This is a genomic window from Mesorhizobium bavaricum (assembly GCF_056781655.1).
Map to the genome: position 1 here is coordinate 1,834,224 of NZ_CM165566.1, position 19,393 is coordinate 1,853,616.

Sequence of the window (19,393 nt, forward strand, 5' to 3'; positions counted from 1 at the left end):
TTACGGAGCCAGGGGCGACTACGGCAAGAGGCGATTTCGGATTTGATCATGCGGCACAGGCATTTCCTCAAACTATTCTCGGCTGGCGCAATCGTGCTGTCGGTCCTGGCCGGGTCGGCGCAGGCCAATCCGGTCGTTCTGTTCGACCTCAACAACGGCAAGATCCTGCAGCATCAGGACGCGTTCAAGCGCTGGTATCCGGCGTCGCTGAGCAAGCTGATGACCGCTTATGTGACCTTCCGGGCGATCGCGGCCGGCGAGGTCCAGCTCGATTCGCCGATCAAGGTGACCAAACACTCCGCCGCCGAGCCGCCAAGCAAGATGGGCTTCAAGCCGGGCTCGGTGATGCGGCTCGACAACGCGCTGAAGATGATGCTGGTCAAGTCGGCCAACGACATTGCCATGGCTGTCGGCGAGAATGTCGGCGGCTCGCAGGCGGCGTTCGCCGAACGGATGAACGCCGAGGCGACCCGGCTCGGCATGAACGGCACGCATTTCGTCAATCCGAACGGGCTCTATTCGCCGGACCAGTACACGACGGCGCGCGACCTCGCCGTGCTGGTGATGGCGATCCGGCGTGAATTTCCGCAATATGCGCCATGGTTCTCGATCGAGGGCCTTGCGGTCGGCAAGAAGGCGATCCCGAATTACAATCTGCTCATCGGCCGGTATCCCGGCGCCGACGGCATGAAGACGGGCTTCGTCTGTCCTTCCGGCTTCAACATGATCGGCTCGGCGACCCGCAACGGACGCACGCTGGTCGCGGTCGTGCTTGGCGAGAAATCGGCAGTCACCCGTGCCGAGACCGCCGCGAAACTGCTCGATCAGGGTTTTGACACGCCGGCGGCCGGCTCTGCCACCATCGCCACGCTGGCGCCGTACGGCGACACCGTCTCGCCCAACGACATGCATGACGAGATCTGCAAGAAGAAGGCGCCGGCGGAGCAGTCCGAGGCACCGCCGGCGGCTGCCACCAAGGACGTGCCGAAGTCGCCCTACCAGGAAAAGCTCGACCATGTGCCGACGCTGGTAGCCGTCGGCCTCGGCGGCGCCACCGGTCCGGCGCCGAAGGCGATGCTCGACCAGGGTGGCCAGGAATATGCCGATGTGCCGGTCCCGAGCTGGCGTCCCGACAGGCCGGCACCAGCCGGCACCGGTCCGGTCGTTGCCGGTCCCGCTGCGCAGGGCGACCAGCCGGTCAAGGTTGCCAACTAGGCCGATGAGCGGCTTTCCGATCCCAGTCTCGGTGCTGACCGGTTTCCTCGGCGCCGGCAAGACGACGCTGCTCAACCGGCTGTTGAAGGATCCGGCGCTGGCCGACACGGCGGTCATCATCAACGAGTTCGGCGAGGTGGCGATCGACCATCTGTTGGTCGAGCAGGCTTCCGACGGCATCATCCAGCTTTCCGACGGCTGCCTGTGCTGCACGGTGCGTGGCGAACTGGTCGACACGCTGGCCGATTTGGTCGACCGGCTGCAGACCGGCCGCATCGCCCGGCTTGCCCGCGTCATCATCGAGACCACGGGTCTTGCCGATCCGGCGCCGGTGCTGCAGTCGATCATGGCGCACCCGGCGCTTGTCCAGGCCTTCCGGCTCGACGGCGTCATCACGCTGGTCGATGCGGTCAACGGCAATGCCACGCTCGATGGTCATGTCGAGGCGGTCAAGCAGGTCGCCGTAGCCGACCGCATCGTGCTCGGCAAGGCCGATCTGGTCACAGACGCCAGCGACCTGGAAACGCTGCGGGCGCGCTTGCGGCAGATCAATCCGGGGGCCGAACTGCTCGATGCCGCCGACACGGCGACCGGCGTGGCGGCGCTGTTTGACTGTGGGCTCTACAACCCGGCGACCAAATCCGCAGACGTGCGGCGCTGGCTGGGTGAGGAAGCGACGCATGACCATGATCACAATCATGACGGTCATGATCACCAGCATGACCATGACCATCGCCACGATCAGCGCGTGCGTTCCTATTCGCTGGTCCATGACGGCCCGGTGCCGTTTTCAGCGATCGAGATGTTTCTCGACTTGCTGCGATCGACGCATGGCGAGCATCTGTTGCGCATGAAGGGCGTCATCGAACTCAGGGAAGACCCGTCGCGGCCATTGGTGATCCATGGCGTGCAGAAGATTCTGCATCCGCCGGTCCAATTGCGGTCCTGGCCGGATGGCCAGCGCGGCACGCGGTTGGTGCTGATCACGCTCGACATGCCCGAGGACTATATCCGCCGGCTGTTTGCCGCCTTCACCAACCGGCCGTCGATCGACACGCCCGACCGCGCGGCGCTGGAGAACAACCCGCTGGCGATAGCCGGGCATTAAACCCTAGGTTCGCCGCTCGCCGCGCTCGACCAGAAAACGATGGCCGCCTGAGACCGACGCCGTTTCAATCAGTTGATGGCCACTGTCGGAGCAGAAAGCCGGGATGTCGATGACGGCGAGCGGGTCGGTGGTTTCGAGCCAAAGCCTGCTGCCCGGTTGCATCCCGGCAAGGCGCTTCTTCGCCTTGAGCACGGGCAAGGGGCAGTTCAAACCCTTGAGGTCATAGACGGCGTCGTCCTGGGCCAAGGCGAAAAACCTCAGCCGCCGAACATGCCGAGCAGCTTGTTCTTCAACCTCGTTACCCGGCTCTCGTCGGCACTTGCCGCCTGCGTTTCTGCTTCAGGCGCGGCTTCGGTGGGGGCTGCTATGGTGGCGGTGGCGACAGGCGCTTCCTTGGCGGTCTTGGCCGCCAATTTTTCGGCTTCGGCTGCTTCCTTTTCGGCCAGGGCCTGCGCCTTCGCGGCTTCCTTGGCCTGCTTGGCAGCCTCTATTGCGGCCAGCCTCTGCTCTTCGGCCTTCTGTTTGGCGGCTTTTTCGGCGTCCAGTGCCGCCATCTTGCGGCCGGCCGGCGAATCGATGCGGCCCATGCGCGCCGTCTCGGTCACCGAACCGTCGGTGTTGAGCGACGGCGGGTCGATCGGCACGCGTTCGCCGCGCGCCCGGCGCTTCGACCAGTCGGAGACGATGCTGGCTTCCTTGATGCCGGCGATGGTCGGCTTCGGCGGGGGCACGCTGGCCTTGAGCGCGCCGTTGAACGCCGCGTCGTAGGTGCTCTGATAGGCGTTGTAGGCGCTCTTCAAAGAATCCGGTTGGGTGGTCGCCGGGCAAGGGCCGGTCGGGTTGAACGTCTGGCCGTCGGCGGCAACCTGGTTGAAGACGTAGCGCTTCTCGCAGACGTCGACCTTCGGCGGCACCTTGGTGACCTCGAAATTGTCGTAGCCAACCTTCAGCATCTTCCAGAACTCATAGTTCGGGTCGTTGCGGTAGCGCGCCATGTTGGCGGCGGTCATGCGGAACGGAAACGCCTGGATCTGGAATTCGGTCTGGCCACCCTGGAAGGCATCGCGGCCGAAGGCATAGATCTGCTCGATCTGCGCATCGGTCATCGAATAGCAACCTGACGACGAACAGGCGCCGTGCACCATCAGATTGGCGCCGGTGCGGCCATTGGCGCGGTCATAAGCGTTGGGAAAGCCGATGTTGAAGGACAGATGGTAGTTCGAGCGCGGATTCATTTGCGCCGGGCGCACCGTGTAGAAGCCTTCCGGCGCCTGGCGGTCGCCTTCGGTGTATTTCGGCCCGAGCTTGCCCGACCATTTGCAGATGTCGTAGCTCGCGACCATGTCGTAGCGGCCGTTGGTCTTGGCCTTCCAGATTTCGAGCTTGCCCTCTTCCTTGAAGATGCGGGCCATCACCGACGAGGTGCGGACCATGCCCTTCGCCCTCATGTCGGCGAGGATCTTGTCGGGCAGCGGCTTGTTGGCCTCCGGCGCGAAATCCTTCATCGACGAATCGTTGCAGCCGGCCACGGCGAGGGCAGCGATCAGGATTCCGGTGCGGGCAAGCTTGGCGAACATGGCTGCGGATATCGTCTTTTTCTCTGCGCCAAGGCAATTCATGCCAAGGCTACTGCATTGAACGTGTACGGACCCTAAGCCCGTTAACCTTGAAAATTCCTTACCACAAGTGTCGACACGTCCCCTTGCGGTAGTCTCATTGAGCCGAATGCAGCGGCAATTTTGTGGCAAAAATGCTCCGCGCCGCCACATTGCGGCGAGCAGGGCAGGGCCATGGTTTAGAGACTGCGACCCATTGCCAGGTATTTCTCGCGGCGCTGCTCGCGGAAATCGGTGTTGGCGCCGGAAAACTCCTTCATCGTCTTGGCGATGAGGTCACCGGTCGCAGCAATCACCGTTTCGGCGCCACGATGCGCGCCGCCGAGCGGCTCGGGGATGATGGCGTCGATGATCTTCAGTTCCAGAAGATCCTGCGCGGTGATCTTCATGTTGGTCGCGGCATCCTTCGATCGCGTCGTGTCGCGCCACAGAATCGAGGCGGCGCCTTCCGGCGAGATCACCGAATAGATGGAATGCTCGAGCATGTAGACACGGTTGGCGGTGGCGATGGCGATGGCGCCGCCCGAGCCGCCTTCGCCGATGACCACCGAGATCGACGGCACTTTCAGGCCAAGGCAGGCCGAGGTCGAGCGGGCAATGGCTTCCGCCTGGCCACGCTCCTCGGCACCGACGCCGGGATAGGCGCCGGCGGTGTCGACCAGCGTCAGCAGCGGAATCTTGAAGCGGTCGGCGAGCTCCATCAGCCGCACCGCCTTGCGGTAGCCTTCCGGCCGCACCGAGCCGAAATTGTGCTTCAGCCGGCTGGTCGTGTCGGAACCCTTTTCCTGGCCGATAATCGCCACCGGCTCGCCGCGGAAGCGGGCGAAACCGCCGACGATCGCCTGGTCCTCGCCGAAATTGCGGTCCCCGGCCAGCGGCGTGAAATCGTTGAACAGGCCCTTGATGTAGTCGACGCAATGCGGCCTGTCGGGATGGCGCGCCACCTGCACCTTCTGCCAGGGCGTCAGCGCCTTGTAGGCGTCGCGCAGCGCGTCGCGGGAGCGCTTCTCGAGACGGCTGATCTCGTCGCCGACATCGACCGCTTCGCCATTCTCGGCAAGCTTCTTCAACTCGAGGATCTTGCCCTCGAGGTCCTGCACCGGCTTTTCGAAATCGAGGTAATTGTACATGCGTGAGCGGACCGATACGTCGGAAAGGCGAGGACTGGCAGAACCCTGAAATCCAAGGCTCCGGGCGGTGGAATGTCGTCCTCACATAGCGATATGAGGCCTAGTCGGCAAGCGGATGATGATCGTTGACCAGCCGCACCAGCCGCTCTTCCAGCACATGGGTGTAAATCTGTGTCGTCGATATGTCGGCATGACCGAGCAATTGCTGCACGGCCCTGAGATCGGCGCCGTTCTGCAGGAGATGGCTGGCGAAAGCGTGACGCAGCACATGCGGCGAGATCTTCGCCGAGGCGATGCCGGCCCTTGCCGCCAGCCCCTTCAGGTCGCGGGCAAAGACCTGGCGCGAGAGATAGCCGCTGTCGGAGGCGGCGGGAAACAGAAACGGACTGTCAGCGAAGGCGGGCACCTTGGCGCGGGCGGCAAGCCAGCTCCGCATCGCCGTGCGCGCCTTGGCCGACAGCGGCACCATGCGCTCCTTGTCGCCCTTGCCGCGCACCATGAAGAAACGGTCGTCGCGCTGCGCCACCGTCACCGGCAGGCCGACCAGCTCGGAAACGCGCAGGCCGGTGGCATAAAGCACCTCGACCAGTGCATGCAGGCGCAGTGCCGCCAGCCAATCGCTGTTGCCAAGCGCGGCATCGTTGCCGAGCCTGGGATCGCCGGCCTCAAGTGCTGCGCGGTCGATCAGCCGGCCGGTGTCGGCCTCGCTCATCGTCTTCGGCAGCGGACGGCCCTTTTTCGGACTGTCCAGCGTGCCGGTCGGGTCGTCTGCGCGCAGGCCCTCGGCGTAGAGGAACTTGAAGAACTGCCGGATCGCCGACAGTTTGCGCGCTTGCGACGTCGGCGCGAAGCCGCGCGCGGCGATGTCGTCGAGATAGGCACGAATATCGGCAGCGGCGGCACCGGCAAGCCCGCCATCGATTGCGTCCGAAGCGTCTTCGAGGTCACGGCGGTAGGAGGACAGCGTGTTCTCGGCGGCACCCCGCTCGGCGCTCATCATTTCCAGGAAGGCTTCGATGCGGGCGGCGCTGTTCATTCGGAGTTTTTCTTGGCAGATCGTTTCCGGGGCATCGATCAGCTTTTCTTGGGGTTGAGCCTTTCCGGCGGAATGCGCACGCTCATTTCCGCCTTCCTGGGCTCGACGAACATCACCAGCGCGAACATCGTACCATAGGCAATGCCGGCCAGAATCGCGAGGATCACGACAAAGCGAAACAGTGTCGGCATCAATTTTCGCCCGTCTTCTTGTTCTGCGTTTCCAAACCCTGTGCCCTTATGGGACTCTAATCCGGCCAATTCAAGGAAGAAGCTGAGGCTTGTAAGCAACTTCTGATGCAGGCCGGCCAGCCCATATCGGGCTCAGGCTGCTCGCCAAGCTTGACGCAAACGGGCTTTTCATGTCGATACGCCGGCAAAGAGGGCCCTCGAAACATCCGATGACCGCGCTGCCAGCAAATCCTCCAGACGAGAACCACGCCGCGCTGCTTGGCCGGCTGGGCAGCCGTTCCGTCGTCTTCGTCGGATTGATGGGCGCTGGCAAGACCGCGATCGGCCGCAAGGTGGCCGCGATGCTGGCGCTGCCCTTCATCGACAGTGACCAGGAGATCGAAAGCGTCTCGCGGATGACCGTTCCGGAGCTGTTCGAGCGTTATGGCGAGACCGAGTTCAGGGCCCTGGAGCAGCGCGTCATCCTGCGCGTGCTGGAAAACGGCCCGCAGGTGCTGTCGACCGGCGGCGGCGCCTTCATGAACGCGCATACGCGCGAGGCCATCGCTGGCCATGGCGTGTCGGTGTGGCTGAAGGCCGAGCTCGACCTGTTGATGGACCGCGTCTCCAAGAAGCAGAACCGGCCGCTCCTCAGAAGTGCCGACCCGCGCGCCGTGCTGGAGCGGCTGATGGAGGAGCGCTATCCGGTCTACGCGACATCAGACGTCACCGTGCCGACCCGCGACGACCGCAAGGAGGTCATCGCGGCCGAGGTGGTGAATGCGCTTTGCCGGCATTTCGGCATTGATGAGACTGCCGCGACAGGCGAGGTGCGATCGTGAGTGCGGATCAGGCAGTCACCGTCGAAGTCGGCCTTGGCGACCGGACTTACGACATCCTGATCGGCTCCGGTCTGCTGTCGCGCGCCGGTGCCGAGATTTCGCGGCGCCTGCCGGGCACGCGTGCCGCGGTCATCACCGATGCCAATGTCGCGGCGGCGCATCTCGATGCGCTGAAGGCCGGTCTCGAAACGGGCGGCATCCAGCCCGCCGTCATCACGCTGCCGCCCGGCGAGAAGACCAAGAGCTTTGCCCATCTCGAAGAGGCGGTCGACGGCGTGCTGGCCGCCAGGCTGGAACGCGGTGACATCGTCATCGCCTTTGGCGGCGGCGTCATCGGTGACCTTGCCGGCTTTGCCGCCGGCATCGTGCGCCGCGGCATGAATTTCGTGCAGATCCCGACCTCGCTGCTGGCGCAGGTCGATTCCTCGGTCGGCGGCAAGACCGGCATCAACAGCGCGCGCGGCAAGAACCTGGTCGGCGTCTTCCATCAGCCGAAGCTGGTGCTGGCCGACACCGAAGTCCTCGACACGCTGCCGATCCGCGAATTTCGCGCCGGTTATGCCGAGCTTGCCAAATACGGGCTCATCGACCGGCCGGCATTTTTCGCCTGGCTGGAAGAGAACTGGGCCCGAGTGTTCGCCGGCGGGCCGGAGAGGGCGCAGGCCATTGCCGAAGCCTGCCGTGCCAAGGCCGATGTGGTCGCCCGCGACGAGTTCGAGACCGGCGACCGTGCCCTGCTCAATCTCGGCCACACTTTCGGTCACGCGCTGGAGGCCGCCACGCAGTATGACGGAAGCCGCCTCGTGCATGGCGAGGGTGTCGCCATCGGCATGGCGCTGGCGCATCGCTTCTCGTCGCGGCTCAACCTCGCCAGCCCCGACGACGCGGCGCGCGTCGAGGCACATCTGCGTGCCGTCGGCCTGCCGTGGCGGATGGCCGACATTGCGGGTGATTTGCCTGATCCCGAGGCACTGCTTTCCTTCATCGCGCAGGACAAGAAGGTGTCGCGCGGTGCGCTGACCTTCATCCTGACGCGCGGCATCGGCCAGGCCTTCATCGCCAGGGATGTGCCTGCTTCGGAAGTGCTGTCGTTCCTGAAGGAGAACCATCCGGGCGAGCAGGAAAGCCGGCCGGGCCAGCAGAAGATGCGGCCGGGCCAGCAGAAGATGCGGCCGAAATGACCAACGAGACCGGCTGGATCGTCGTCGCTGTCCTTGCCGTCCTCATCCTGCTGGCCGTTGCCTTGCGCACGCGCCTGTTTGCCGCTTTCGGCTATGAACTGTCGCGCATCGAGCCGCAGCGCTCGAGCCAGGACGAGTTGCGCGGCGCGGTCGACGATTTCCGCCGCGACGGCCAGGTGGTGCGCGAGGATCGCGATCGCGTCGGCGGCCTGTTCGATCTCGCCGAGCTCGAAGTGTCCGACATCATGGTCCACCGCACCAACATGCGCTCGGTCAATGCCGACAATGCGCCGGAGGCGGTGGTGCGTGAGATCCTGCAGAGCCCGCACACCCGCATGCCGCTGTGGAAGGGCTCACTCGACAACATTGTCGGCGTGCTGCACGCCAAGGACCTGCTGCGGGCGCTCAACGAAGTCGGTAACGACTTCTCCAAGATCGATGTGATGAAGATCGCCTCGAAACCTTGGTTCGTGCCCGACACCACGACCTTGCAGGAGCAGCTCAACGCCTTCCTGCGCCGCAAGGCGCATTTCGCCGTCGTCGTTGACGAATATGGCGAGGTCGAAGGGCTGGTGACGCTGGAGGACATCATCGAGGAGATCGTCGGCGAGATCGCCGACGAGCACGATGTCGACATTCAGGGCGTCAAGCAGGAGGCCGACGGTTCCGTCGTCGTCGACGGCACGGTGCCGATCCGCGACCTGAACCGGGCGCTAGACTGGAACCTGCCGGATGAGGAGGCCACCACCATTGCCGGCCTCGTCATCCACGAGACGCAGTCGATCCCCGAGGAAAAACAGGCTTTTACGTTCCACGGCAAACGCTTCGTCGTGATGAAGCGCGACAAGAACCGGATCGCAAGGCTGAGGATAAGACCAGCCGGCGACGCCTAGAGCTCTTTGTTCTGACGCAATTCCGGACGGAAAACCGTTTCACACTTTTCCTGGAATTGCTCTAAAGCGCGTCGCGTTGAAACGAATTCAGGCGACGTGCATTAAGCCCCAGTTTCAATGAATGCCGCCCAAGCCCGCTGCGCAATTTTGGCGCCATCAGAACCAGCGCAACTACGGAGCCTCATTCTGCGATCTGGCTCGTCGAGCGTTCGTGGATCGTCGCACCCGTTTCAGCGTCGACGGCCGCCAAGCTGACCTCATAACCCCAAAGCCTGCGGATGTGACGAAGCGTGGCGTCGCGGCTGGCATCATCGAGAAGGATGCCGTCATTGACCTTGTGCTGCAGTCGCAGATGTCGGTCGCCGAGCAGATCGACATCCACCACCTGGATGTCCGGTTGGTTCGCGCCGACCTCGTAGCTGTGAGCGAGCGCGGCGCGTATCTTGTCGTAGCCGCGTTCGTTGTGGATGGAGGTGACCTGGCAATGCGGTTGGTCGGCAGCGTCGCCGAGCACAAAGAACCGCCATTTCCGGATCAAAGTCGGACTGAGGTATTGGCGGATAAAGGACTCGTCGCGGTGATCCGCCCAGGCGTCGAGCAGGACCTCGCGCCAGTTGCCGACGCCGGCGATGTCGGGAAACCAGTCCCGGTCCTCGGCCGTCGGCTCGGTCGAGATGCGCTGAATGTCCTGCATCATATCGAGGCCGAGAGCGTAAGGGTTGATGCCGGAAAAGCGCGGATCGTCGAACGCCGGCTGGAAGACCACGTTGGAATGATTCCGCAGGATTTCGAGCATGGAGCCTTCGCTGATCTGGCCGCGATCGAACAGCATATTCATCAACGTATAGTGGACGAAAGTGGCGCAGCCCTCGTTCATCACCTGTGTTTGCCGTTGCGGATAAAAATATTGTGCTATGACCCGAACGATCCTGATGATCTCACGCTGCCAAGGCTCCAGGACCAGGCTGTTCTTTTCCAGGAAATACAGCAGGTTTTCCTCGGGCAGGTTGAGCGATTTCTTCCGCTCCGGATCTGGTCCCTTGTCGCTGGCCCTTTGCTGCGACTGCGGCAGCGTCCGCCACAAGTCATTGTAGGAGTGCTCTTCGTATTCGAGGCGCTCGCGAAGCCCTTCGCGCTGCCGCTCCGACGACAGCTTAGGCGGCCGGTGATAGCGGAACACACCCTGCGCCATCAGCGCGTGAGCGGAATCGAGAACAGCCTCGACTGCGGCGACGCCGTGCTGCTCCTCGCAACGGACAATGTACCCCTTGGCGAAGTCCAGGTAGCTGAGGATCGCCCCAGCGTCCGTCCACTGCTTGAACAACTGATTGTTCTTGAAGAAATGGTTGTGCCCGAGCGCAGCATGGGCCGTCACCAAGGCCTGCAGGGCCATGGTGTTTTCCTCCATCAGATAGACGATGCAGGGATTGGAATTGATGACCAGTTCATAGGCAAGCCCTCGCCCGCCTTTGCGATACAGCAGGTCCTGGTGGAGGAAGTGTTTGCCGAAAGACCAGTGACGGTACATCAGTGGCATGCCGACCGACGAATAGGCGTCGAGCATCTGTTGGGAGGAGATGATCTCCATTTGCACGGGGTAGGTATCGAGATGAAGCTCTTCGACCGCGATTGCCTCGATCGCGTCATAGGCCCGCGACAATGTTTTGAAATCCCAGTCGGACCCTGAGAAGAGCAGGCTGGATTTACTGGCTTGTCTGGCCATCGGAGCCCCTCACGCTCGCTTAAGGGAAGCCGGCTGTCTGCTGAAGAGCTGGCGAAAGACCGGGTAGATATCGGCGGGCGTGGCGATGCGGCTCATCTGGAAGTTCGGCCATCGCAGGTCGATTTCGCTATATGCACGCCATAGCGATGTTCCGTTTTCGGTCGTGCCGAAGATATGGGCTTCACGCTCGTCGATGATCTCGACATAGGCAAAATACTGGCACAGCCGCATGAGCTTGCCGTTGAGCAATGCGATGCATCGCTCGGAATCGCCGGCGAAGTTGTCGCCGTCCGAGGCCTGGGCGGCGTAGATGTTCCATTCGTGGGCAGGGTAACGTTCGGCAATAATGCGGTGCATTTCCTCCAGCGCGGTGGAAACGACAGTGCCGCCGCTTTGCGTGTTGTAGAAAAATGTTTCCTCGTCGACCTCCTGGGCCAGGTGCGTGTGGCGGATGAAGACGATCTCGATGCGGTCGTAGCGCCGTTTCAAGAACAGGTGCAGGAGCACGAAGAAGCGCTTGGCCAGATCCTTTTCACGCTCGCCCATCGAGCCGGACACATCCATCAGACAGAACATGACGGCATTGGCGTTCGGCACAGGTCGGGAATCGAAGCGGTTAAATCGGATGTCGACCGGATCGACATAGGCAATTCGCCGGCGCCGCCGCTCCAGCCGGTCAAGCTCCTCGCGCAGTGCCGCAATGCGCTGGCGCGCCGCTGCGCTGCATGGCACCACCTCGAGGATGGCGATTTCCTTGAGGATCGCGTCCAACTCCTCCTGCTTAGGGCGCCTCAGCGCAATGCGTCGGCCGTGGCTATTACGCATCGTGCGCCCAACATTGATGTTGGTCGGTGAGCCGGTAGCGGCGAAGCCAGCCCGGCGCGGCTTGAAAGCTAGGATCTCCTTGAGGTTGAGCTTGACCATATCTGGGAGTTCGAGATCCTCGAAAAAAAGATCGAGCACCTCTTCGCGTGACAGCACAAAACGAAAGTCGTCTTCAGACGCCGTGTTTCCCGGGGACGACGCTCCCGCGCCGCCGCCCTGGCCGGACTTGGGGATCAGGTCTCCAGGGGAGAAATGCCTGTTGCCCGGCAGGATGTGCTGGCGCCTGCCGCTGTTCCTGGCGTTGTTGAAGCTCGGCTCGGCCGTTCCTCTTTCGGGCATGGGCACGGCGTGCTCGGCATCCACGTCGGCGATCCTGCCGGTGCGGATCTGATCGCGTATGCTCCGCTTCAGCTCCTCGCGCGCACGCCTCAGAAAGCGCTGGCGATTACCTAGGCTCTTGTCCTTTGGATTCAGACGGCGGTCGATGAAGATCGGCATGGAACCACCCGGGCTCTCTCAGCCCGCCTTGTTCACTCGCATGTACCAGTCCACAAGGCGACGCACCTGCCGCTGAGTGTAGCCGCGCTCGACCATGCGCTGCACGAATTCATTGTGGCGTTTTTCGGTGACGCTGTCCTGCTTGGAACCGAAGCTGATCACCGGCAAGAGATCCTCGACCTGTCCGAACATCCGCTTCTCGATGACTTCGCGGAGTTTTTCATAACTGGTCCATGACGGGTTGCGGTCGTGGTTTCTTGCGCGCGCGCGCAACGTGAACTTCACCACCTCGTTGCGGAAGTCCTTTGGATTGGCGATGCCGGCCGGCTTTTCGACCTGCGACAATTCCTTCTCCAATACCTCGCGATTGAGAACCTGTCCGGTGTCGGGATCCTTGTAGTCCTGATCCTCAATCCAGGCATCGGCATAGGCGATGTAGCGGTCGAAGAGGTTCTGGCCATATTCGCTGTATGATTCCAGATAGGCCTTCTGAATTTCGTGACCGATGAACTCGGCATAGCGCGTTGCCAGTTCCGACTTGATGAACTCGAGATAGGCAGCTTCCGTCTCCTTCGGAAACTGCTCGCGCTTGATTGCCTCTTCCAGGATGTACATCAGATGCACCGGATCGGCAGCCACCTCCTTCGTATCGTAGTTGAATGTCTGCGACAGGATCTTGAAGGCGAAACGTGTGCTGACGCCGGTCATGCCTTCGGCGACGCCAGCCGCGTCGCGATATTCCTGAACCGACTTCGCCCGGGGATCGACGTCCTTCAGGTTCTCGCCGTCATAGGCGCGCATCTTGGTGTAGAGCGGCGAATTGTCATGCTCGGCAAGGCGGGTCGAGACGGTGAACCGGCTGAGAATGTCCAGCACCTCGGGGGCACAGGGGCTGGCCGCCAATTCGCTCTCCCGCAGCAGCTTTTCGTAAATCTGCCTCTCTTCGGTGATCCGCAGGCAATACGGCACCTTGACCACGAGGATGCGGTCGAGAAAGGCCTCGTTGTTCTTGTTGTTCTTGAACTGCTGCCATTCCGATTCGTTGGAATGGGCCACGATGATGCCCTGATAGGGAAAGGCGCCGAAATTCTCGGTACCGTTGTAGCTGCCCTCCTGGGTCGCGGTCAGCAGCGGATGCAGGACCTTGATGGGCGCCTTGAACATTTCCACGAATTCGAGCAGGCCCTGGGTGGTCCGGTTCAGTCCGCCGCTATAGGAATAGGCGTCCGGATCGGACTGGCTGAAATTTTCCAATTGGCGGATGTCGACCTTGCCGACCAGGGCCGAAACGTCCTGATTGTTCTCATCGCCGGGCTCGGTCTTGGCGATGCCGATCTGACGCAATCGCGAGGGCATCAGCTTGACCACGCTGAACTTGGAAATGTCGCCGGACAGTTCGTCGAGGCGCTTGGCCGCCCATGGCGAGATGAGCCCGTTCAGGCGGCGTCGGGCTATGCCGTATTTGTCCTGCAGCAGGTCGCCCATGCGATCGGGATGGAAAAGGCCAAGTGGCGATTCGAAAACCGGGCTGATCTGGTTACCGACCTTCAGCGTGTAGATCGGGCGCTGCTCCATCAATTTCTTCAGCCGTTCGGCCAGAGAGGATTTGCCGCCGCCGACAGGGCCGAGGAGGTAGAGGATCTGCTTGCGCTCCTCGAGTCCCTGCGAGGCATAGCGGAAATATCCGGCGATGCGCTCGATCGTTTCCTCCATTCCGTAGAAGTCGGAGAAGGAGGGATAGATCTTGACGGTGCGGTTCGAGAAAATGCGGCCGAGCCGTTCGTCCTTGCTGGTGTCGACCAGGTTCGGCTCACCGATTGCCTCGACCATCCGTTCAGGCGCCGAGGCGTACATCGATTTGTCCTCTCGGCAAGCAAGGAGATATTGCTGGAGGCTGATTTCTTCCTGGGCCGCGTTCGCATAGATCTCCGAAAACAGATCGAAGACGTCGGACTGATTCTCGCGCATGATATTTTGCCCTCAGAGCCGTTCCGGCTGTCAGCTGGCTCATCCTATATTCAACTGCCGGGACGCATTGTGGTTCCCTTCACATGAAGGAGAGCGCGTGCATCTGGCATTGAAACCCGGGACACCACCCATGTGGCTAAAATGCTTACCTGAATACTTAGGTGGTGATGGCCAGATGAGACCGTCAAGGGGTAGATATTGATTTCGTGAACTGAACTGCAAGGGCAGCCCATTTGATGTGGCCTGATGCTGCGAGAGTTGTGACCCGATGCGAGTTCGACGAAGCCCGGTTGATCCGGCCTACAGCGGATGAGCACACAAAAGCTCGAGTGCCATTCGACAGTCGGATCGATGATCGATCGCCGAGCCAGACCTCTGAATATTGCCAATCCGTAACTGGACGCTCGCGGCGCCTGCGGGCACTGTTGGCCTACGCGGTCGGGAGACCATGATGATCGATCGACGAAGCCTCATTCTGGCATCCGTGGCGGTGATGCTGCCATTGGGAGCATCGGCCGCTTGGCGGCCGCGACAATCCGCGCCAAAAACCTTCAACTATGGGCCGGCCAAGCTCGACATCTATGCGTCGGATGGTGCAACCGGGCTGCCGGGCGTCTTTTTCGTCCATGGTGGCACCTGGCAGTTTGGCAATCGCAGCCAGGTCAACACCAAGCCGGCCTTCCTGCTCGCCAATGGGTTCTGTTTCGTCTCCATCGACTATCGCATGTTGCCCGAGGCCGATGTCGCCACCCAGGCCGGTGATGTCGAAAAGGCCTATGCCTATGTGCGCGCCAACATCGCCCAGCATGGCGGCGACCCGAACCGCATTGTCGGCATGGGCCATTCAGCCGGCTGCCATCTGATTGCGCTGACCGGCATGCGCGGTGGGCTGCCTGGCATAGCTGCACTCATCCTCGACGACACCAGGGCCTATGATCTCACCTCGCTTTCCCGGAATGGCGGCATGGTCCGGGCCTATGCACGTGTCTTTTCCGACCCCACGCAGTGGGCTGCGCTGTCGCCCGCCAGTTACGTCGATGGCCATAAACATCCGCCGACGTTCATCGCCTATTCGCGTGCTTCGGGCCGTGGCGAGGAGTCGAAGGCCTTTGCCGCGCGCCTGCGCGCCACCGGCACCAAGGTCACTGTCTTCGACGGCAGCGCCTATACGCACATGTCGATCAACCGCGATTTCGGCGCGGATGGCGACGCGCTGACCGCCGCCGCGCTGGCGTTCCTGAAATCGACGGTCGGCTGATGCCTGCCCATAAGCAGGCGTCGTAAGAACTGGATCAGATCAAAAGTGCTGGCGGGATATTGCTGCGCGGGCGCCTGCCGGTGCAATTGCTCTCTTAGATGGTCAAGCGGGAGAGAATTTCATGAACGGCGCCGATGTCCTGTGTGACGTGCTGCTGGCCAATGACGTGACGGTCTGCTTCGCCAACCCCGGCACGTCCGAAATGCATTTCGTTGCAGCACTAGACCGCAAACCCGAGATGCGTTGTGTGCTCGGCCTGTTCGAGGGTGTGGTCACCGGTGCCGCCGACGGCTATGCGCGCATGACCGATCGGCCTGCCGCGACCCTGCTGCATACCGGTCCGGGATTGGCCAACGGCCTGGCCAACATGCACAATGCCCGGCGCGCGCTGAGCCCGATGATCAACATCGTCGGCGACCACGCTTCCTATCATCTGCCGCTCGACGCTCCGCTCACCAGCGATATCGAGAGCCTTGCGGCGCCGATGTCGAACTGGGTGCGCCGCATCGCTGGCCCAGACGATGTCGCGCCGGCGACCGAGGCGGCATTCCGCGCCTCGCTGACGCCTCCAGGCGTAACTACCCTGATCCTGCCGGCGGATGCCGCCTGGGGCGAAGTCGGCGCGGCCTCAGTCGGCAAGGTAACGCTGGCACCGCCGCCTGCCGTCAACATGGACGCCGTGCGCACCGTCGCCGCGGCGATCCGCGCCGCTCCGGGTCGGGCCGGCATCATCGTTCGCGGGCGAGCGGCGAGAGCGGATGCACTCGCCATCGCCGGACAGATCTCGACAGGCAGCGATGTCCGTCTGTTCAGCGAGGTTCTGACCGCCCGGATGCAGCGTGGCCGCGGGCGTGTCGCGCCGACACGCATCCCCTATCCGGTCGAAGCCGCCACGGCTGCGCTGTGGGATATCGACGTTCTGGTCCTGGTCGGCGCGAAGGAGCCGGTTGCGTTCTTCGCCTATCCGGGAAAGCCGGGACGGCTGGTTCGGGAGGGCTGCCAGGTGCTGACGCTGGCCACCCATGGCGAGAATCTCAATGCGGCGTTGGCAGCACTCCGCGACGAACTCGGCGTCAAGCCGTCGCAACAGACGGTGTTCGCGACCGCCTTTCCCGACGAGGCAACGCCCAGCGGAAAACTGACCGAGGATGCGATCGCGCTGTCGGTGGCGCGAAAGCTGCCGGCCGATGCGATCATCTGCGACGAAGCGGTTACCTCGGCGCGGCGTTTCTTCGCGCTATCGGCCTTCGCCGCTCCTCACGACTACATGATGGGCACGGGCGGATCGATCGGCGGAGGCATTCCGATGGCAACCGGGGCTGCGATCGCCTGTCCCGATCGCAAGGTGATCAATCTGGAGGCCGACGGCAGCGGCATGTACACGGTGCAGGGGCTGTGGACGCAGGCCAGGGAAAAGCTCGACGTGGTGACGATCGTCTTTTCCAACCGAACCTATGCGATCCTGCATGGCGAGATGCGCAATGTCGGGGTCGGAACGATCGGCGAGAACGCCAGGCGAATGCTCGATCTCGACCATCCGTCGCTGGACTGGGTTTGCCTGGCCAAAGGCATGGGCGTGGAGGCGGCTCGCGCCGACACCTGCGAGCGGTTCAACGCGCTGCTGGACAGCGCCTTGTCGCGGCGCGGACCGTTTCTCATCGAAGCGGTGCTTTGAGCACAGCCAAGGCGGAACCGACCTACCAGCGGGTCTTTTCGCCGGGAGCCGCCGGTTCGATCGCCAGCGCATGCACGCCGGCCTTCAGTTCGTCGGCAAGCAGTTCGTTGATGGCGCGGTGGCGGTCGATGCGGCTCATGCCGGCAAAGGCGGAAGCGACGACGCGGACGCGAAAATGGGTCTCGCCGGTGCCGTCATAGGCGCCGTGATGATCGGAGCCATGATGGTGATGTCCGGCATGGAGATGGCTTTCGTTGATGATGACCAGCCGGTCCGGCGAAAATGCCTTGTTGAGCTTGTCTTCCATGGTCGCCTGTATGGACATCGCCATCTCCCTTCACCACATATGGCTGGCGCAGCAGTCCACAAACCGCAATCGGTCCTCGCAAAAGCCACTGCCGCGCAACAAAATCAGCCATTCGCCTGCTTTATGCCGCGATTCAGCGGTTAGGGCGATCATCGCGAAAATGTCAATTCTTGTTTCGCATTTGCGAACGCCCCATAAATGGGTGAGATGAAGCCGTATCCCAAATATTTCGAGAAGATTCGCGTCCGCCCCGACAAGGACGCGGAGCTGAAGTCGCACTCGCCTATCTGCCAGTGGGACGGCTGCAAGGAAGCTGGCACCCATCGTGCGCCGGTCGGACGCATGAAGGAGGGCGAGTATTTCCGCTTCTGCTTCGACCATGTGCGCGAGTACAACAAGGGCTTCAACTATTTTTCCGGCGTGCCGGACACAGAGGTCGCGCGCTTTCAGAAGGAAGCAATGACCGGCCACCGGCCGACCTGGAAGATGGGCGTCAACGGCGCCTCGACGCGTTCGTCGCCCGAAATGGCGCAGATGCGCTCCGGCCGCGCCGGCTACTACAACCGCATGCGGGACCCGTTCGACCTGTTCAAGGGGCCAAAGGATCCGCGCGAGGCGCGCGAGCGCAAGGCCAAGCCGCTTGAGGCCAAGGCGCTGGAAACGCTTGGCCTTGATACAAAGGCGACTGGCAAGGAGATCAAGGCGCGCTATAAGGAACTGGTGAAGCGTCACCATCCGGATGCGAATGGTGGCGACAGAGGTTCGGAAGACCGGTTCCGCGATGTGCTGCAGGCCTATCGCGTGCTCAAACAGGCGGGCTTGTGCTGAGCGACCATACGGTCGGTGTCGTTTTCCAACTTTCATAAGGTTGGAAAAGGCTCTAAGACCGCCCCCGGACAAAATCGATTGCCGGCGAAATCAGGCTTTTCGCCCGTGGAGACGTTGAGAGATATGAACAAGGTCGATCGCGACATCGCCAACCTGCCCGACACGACGGTGTCGGTGAAGGAAAAATTCGGGTTCGAGTCCAAGATGGTGGTGCCGGCCTATTCGGTGACCAGCGAGCATGTGCCCGACATCGATCCGGACTATCTGTTCGACAAGAACACGACGATGGCGATCCTCGCCGGCTTTGCCTACAACCGCCGCGTCATGGTGTCGGGCTATCACGGCACCGGCAAGTCGACCCATATCGAACAGGTCGCCGCCCGCCTCAACTGGCCTTGCGTGCGCGTCAACCTCGACAGCCATGTCAGCCGTATCGATCTCGTCGGCAAGGACGCGATCGTCGTCAAGGACGGCCTGCAGATCACCGAATTCCGCGACGGCATTCTGCCCTGGGCCTACCAGCACAATGTCGCGCTGTGCTTCGACGAGTATGATGCCGGCCGTCCGGACGTGATGTTCGTCATCCAGCGCGTGCTGGAATCGTCGGGCCGGCTGACGCTGCTCGACCAGAGCCGCGTCATCCGTCCGCATCCGGCCTTCCGGCTCTTCTCGACCGCCAACACGGTGGGCCTCGGCGACACCACCGGCCTTTATCACGGCACCCAGCAGATCAACCAGGCGCAGATGGACCGCTGGTCGATCGTCACCACGCTGAACTACCTGCCGCACGACAACGAGGTGAACATCGTGCTGGCCAAGGCCAAGCACTATCGCGACGCCAAGGGCAAGGACATCGTCAACAAGATGGTGCGCGTCGCCGACATGACGCGCTCGGCGTTCATCAATGGCGATCTGTCGACCGTGATGAGCCCGCGTACGGTCATCACCTGGGCCGAGAATGCCGAGATCTTCGGCAATATCGGCATGGCGTTCCGGCTGACCTTCCTCAACAAGTGCGACGAACTCGAGCGCTCGGTGGTTGCCGAGTTCTACCAGCGCGCCTTTGGCGAGGATCTGCCGGAATCAGCTGCGAATGTGGTGCTGGGCTAAGCAGAGTCTC

General features: G+C 62.4%; 18 protein-coding genes. 9 read left to right on the top strand and 9 right to left on the bottom strand.

Annotated elements, in window-relative coordinates:
• The first annotated feature begins 48 nt into the window (after window positions 1–48).
• Window positions 49–1,215 carry a serine hydrolase gene (locus AC1RZR_RS08975; protein WP_477269553.1) on the top strand — a complete coding sequence of 389 codons (1,167 nt, stop codon included), beginning with the start codon at window positions 49–51 and terminating at the stop codon, window positions 1,213–1,215.
• Between the two features lie 4 nt (window positions 1,216–1,219).
• Window positions 1,220–2,323 (top strand): CobW family GTP-binding protein, encoded by a 1,104-nt coding sequence (locus AC1RZR_RS08980; protein ID WP_477269555.1) that lies wholly within the window; start codon window positions 1,220–1,222, stop codon window positions 2,321–2,323.
• Window positions 2,324–2,326: 3 nt separating this feature from the next.
• On the opposite strand, the gene AC1RZR_RS08985 is transcribed toward AC1RZR_RS08980, so the two are convergent.
• The 5 genes from AC1RZR_RS08985 to AC1RZR_RS09005 all read right to left on the bottom strand — a co-directional run bounded on the left by AC1RZR_RS08985 (window position 2,327) and on the right by AC1RZR_RS09005 (window position 6,296).
• The gene (locus AC1RZR_RS08985; protein ID WP_481828277.1) at window positions 2,327–2,569 is read right to left on the bottom strand and encodes a sulfurtransferase TusA family protein; all 243 of its coding nucleotides are present in this window, start codon (window positions 2,567–2,569) and stop codon (window positions 2,327–2,329) included.
• An 11-nt stretch (window positions 2,570–2,580) separates the two neighbouring features.
• Window positions 2,581–3,900 (bottom strand): L,D-transpeptidase family protein, encoded by a 1,320-nt coding sequence (locus tag AC1RZR_RS08990; RefSeq protein ID WP_481828278.1) that lies wholly within the window; start codon window positions 3,898–3,900, stop codon window positions 2,581–2,583.
• Window positions 3,901–4,118: 218 nt separating this feature from the next.
• Entirely contained in the window at window positions 4,119–5,069 is a 951-nt protein-coding gene (locus AC1RZR_RS08995) for an acetyl-CoA carboxylase carboxyltransferase subunit alpha (protein ID WP_379105470.1), read from the bottom strand.
• A gap of 100 nt (window positions 5,070–5,169) precedes the next feature.
• Window positions 5,170–6,105: a site-specific tyrosine recombinase XerD gene (locus AC1RZR_RS09000; protein ID WP_481828279.1), complete on the bottom strand. Its 936-nt coding sequence runs from the start codon at window positions 6,103–6,105 to the stop codon at window positions 5,170–5,172.
• 38 nt (window positions 6,106–6,143) lie between these two features.
• On the bottom strand, window positions 6,144–6,296 hold the full coding sequence (locus AC1RZR_RS09005) for a histidine kinase (RefSeq protein ID WP_477269866.1): 153 nt from the start codon (window positions 6,294–6,296) through the stop codon (window positions 6,144–6,146).
• A gap of 209 nt (window positions 6,297–6,505) precedes the next feature.
• Between AC1RZR_RS09005 and AC1RZR_RS09010 the strand changes: the two genes are divergently transcribed.
• From AC1RZR_RS09010 to AC1RZR_RS09020, 3 genes are read left to right on the top strand one after another with little or no spacing between them, the layout of a single operon-like run.
• Window positions 6,506–7,117: a shikimate kinase gene (locus tag AC1RZR_RS09010; protein ID WP_477269563.1), complete on the top strand. Its 612-nt coding sequence runs from the start codon at window positions 6,506–6,508 to the stop codon at window positions 7,115–7,117.
• Window positions 7,114–8,298, top strand: coding sequence for a 3-dehydroquinate synthase (gene aroB, locus AC1RZR_RS09015; protein ID WP_481828280.1), 1,185 nt, complete (start codon window positions 7,114–7,116; stop codon window positions 8,296–8,298). Before AC1RZR_RS09010 ends, aroB begins: the two co-directional genes overlap by 4 nt.
• On the top strand, window positions 8,295–9,191 hold the full coding sequence (locus AC1RZR_RS09020) for an HlyC/CorC family transporter (RefSeq protein ID WP_477269567.1): 897 nt from the start codon (window positions 8,295–8,297) through the stop codon (window positions 9,189–9,191). Before aroB ends, AC1RZR_RS09020 begins: the two co-directional genes overlap by 4 nt.
• A gap of 181 nt (window positions 9,192–9,372) precedes the next feature.
• On the opposite strand, the gene AC1RZR_RS09025 is transcribed toward AC1RZR_RS09020, so the two are convergent.
• The 3 genes from AC1RZR_RS09025 to AC1RZR_RS09035 are packed head-to-tail and all read right to left on the bottom strand — an operon-like array spanning window position 9,373 to window position 14,205.
• A complete protein-coding gene (locus AC1RZR_RS09025) occupies window positions 9,373–10,914 on the bottom strand; it encodes a SpoVR family protein (RefSeq protein WP_481828281.1) in 1,542 nt (513 codons plus the stop codon).
• A gap of 9 nt (window positions 10,915–10,923) precedes the next feature.
• Window positions 10,924–12,237 carry a YeaH/YhbH family protein gene (locus AC1RZR_RS09030; protein WP_481828282.1) on the bottom strand — a complete coding sequence of 438 codons (1,314 nt, stop codon included), beginning with the start codon at window positions 12,235–12,237 and terminating at the stop codon, window positions 10,924–10,926.
• Between the two features lie 18 nt (window positions 12,238–12,255).
• Entirely contained in the window at window positions 12,256–14,205 is a 1,950-nt protein-coding gene (locus AC1RZR_RS09035) for a PrkA family serine protein kinase (RefSeq protein WP_481828283.1), read from the bottom strand.
• Between the two features lie 451 nt (window positions 14,206–14,656).
• Between AC1RZR_RS09035 and AC1RZR_RS09040 the strand changes: the two genes are divergently transcribed.
• Together AC1RZR_RS09040 and AC1RZR_RS09045 are read left to right on the top strand one after the other, a co-directional pair.
• Complete coding sequence (locus AC1RZR_RS09040; RefSeq protein ID WP_481828284.1) at window positions 14,657–15,463, top strand: alpha/beta hydrolase; 807 nt, start codon at window positions 14,657–14,659, stop codon at window positions 15,461–15,463.
• 121 nt (window positions 15,464–15,584) lie between these two features.
• Entirely contained in the window at window positions 15,585–17,138 is a 1,554-nt protein-coding gene (locus AC1RZR_RS09045) for an acetolactate synthase large subunit (protein ID WP_481828285.1), read from the top strand.
• Between the two features lie 22 nt (window positions 17,139–17,160).
• Here AC1RZR_RS09045 and AC1RZR_RS09050 read toward each other — a convergent pair whose 3' ends face one another.
• Window positions 17,161–17,463 (bottom strand): BolA family protein, encoded by a 303-nt coding sequence (locus AC1RZR_RS09050; RefSeq protein WP_481828286.1) that lies wholly within the window; start codon window positions 17,461–17,463, stop codon window positions 17,161–17,163.
• Window positions 17,464–17,643: 180 nt separating this feature from the next.
• Here AC1RZR_RS09050 and AC1RZR_RS09055 point away from each other — a divergent pair, with 180 nt between their 5' ends.
• Window positions 17,644–18,273 carry a J domain-containing protein gene (locus AC1RZR_RS09055; protein WP_477269580.1) on the top strand — a complete coding sequence of 210 codons (630 nt, stop codon included), beginning with the start codon at window positions 17,644–17,646 and terminating at the stop codon, window positions 18,271–18,273.
• A 123-nt stretch (window positions 18,274–18,396) separates the two neighbouring features.
• A complete protein-coding gene (gene cobS, locus AC1RZR_RS09060; protein WP_379103471.1) occupies window positions 18,397–19,383 on the top strand; it encodes a cobaltochelatase subunit CobS in 987 nt (328 codons plus the stop codon).
• Window positions 19,384–19,393: the final 10 nt, after the last annotated feature.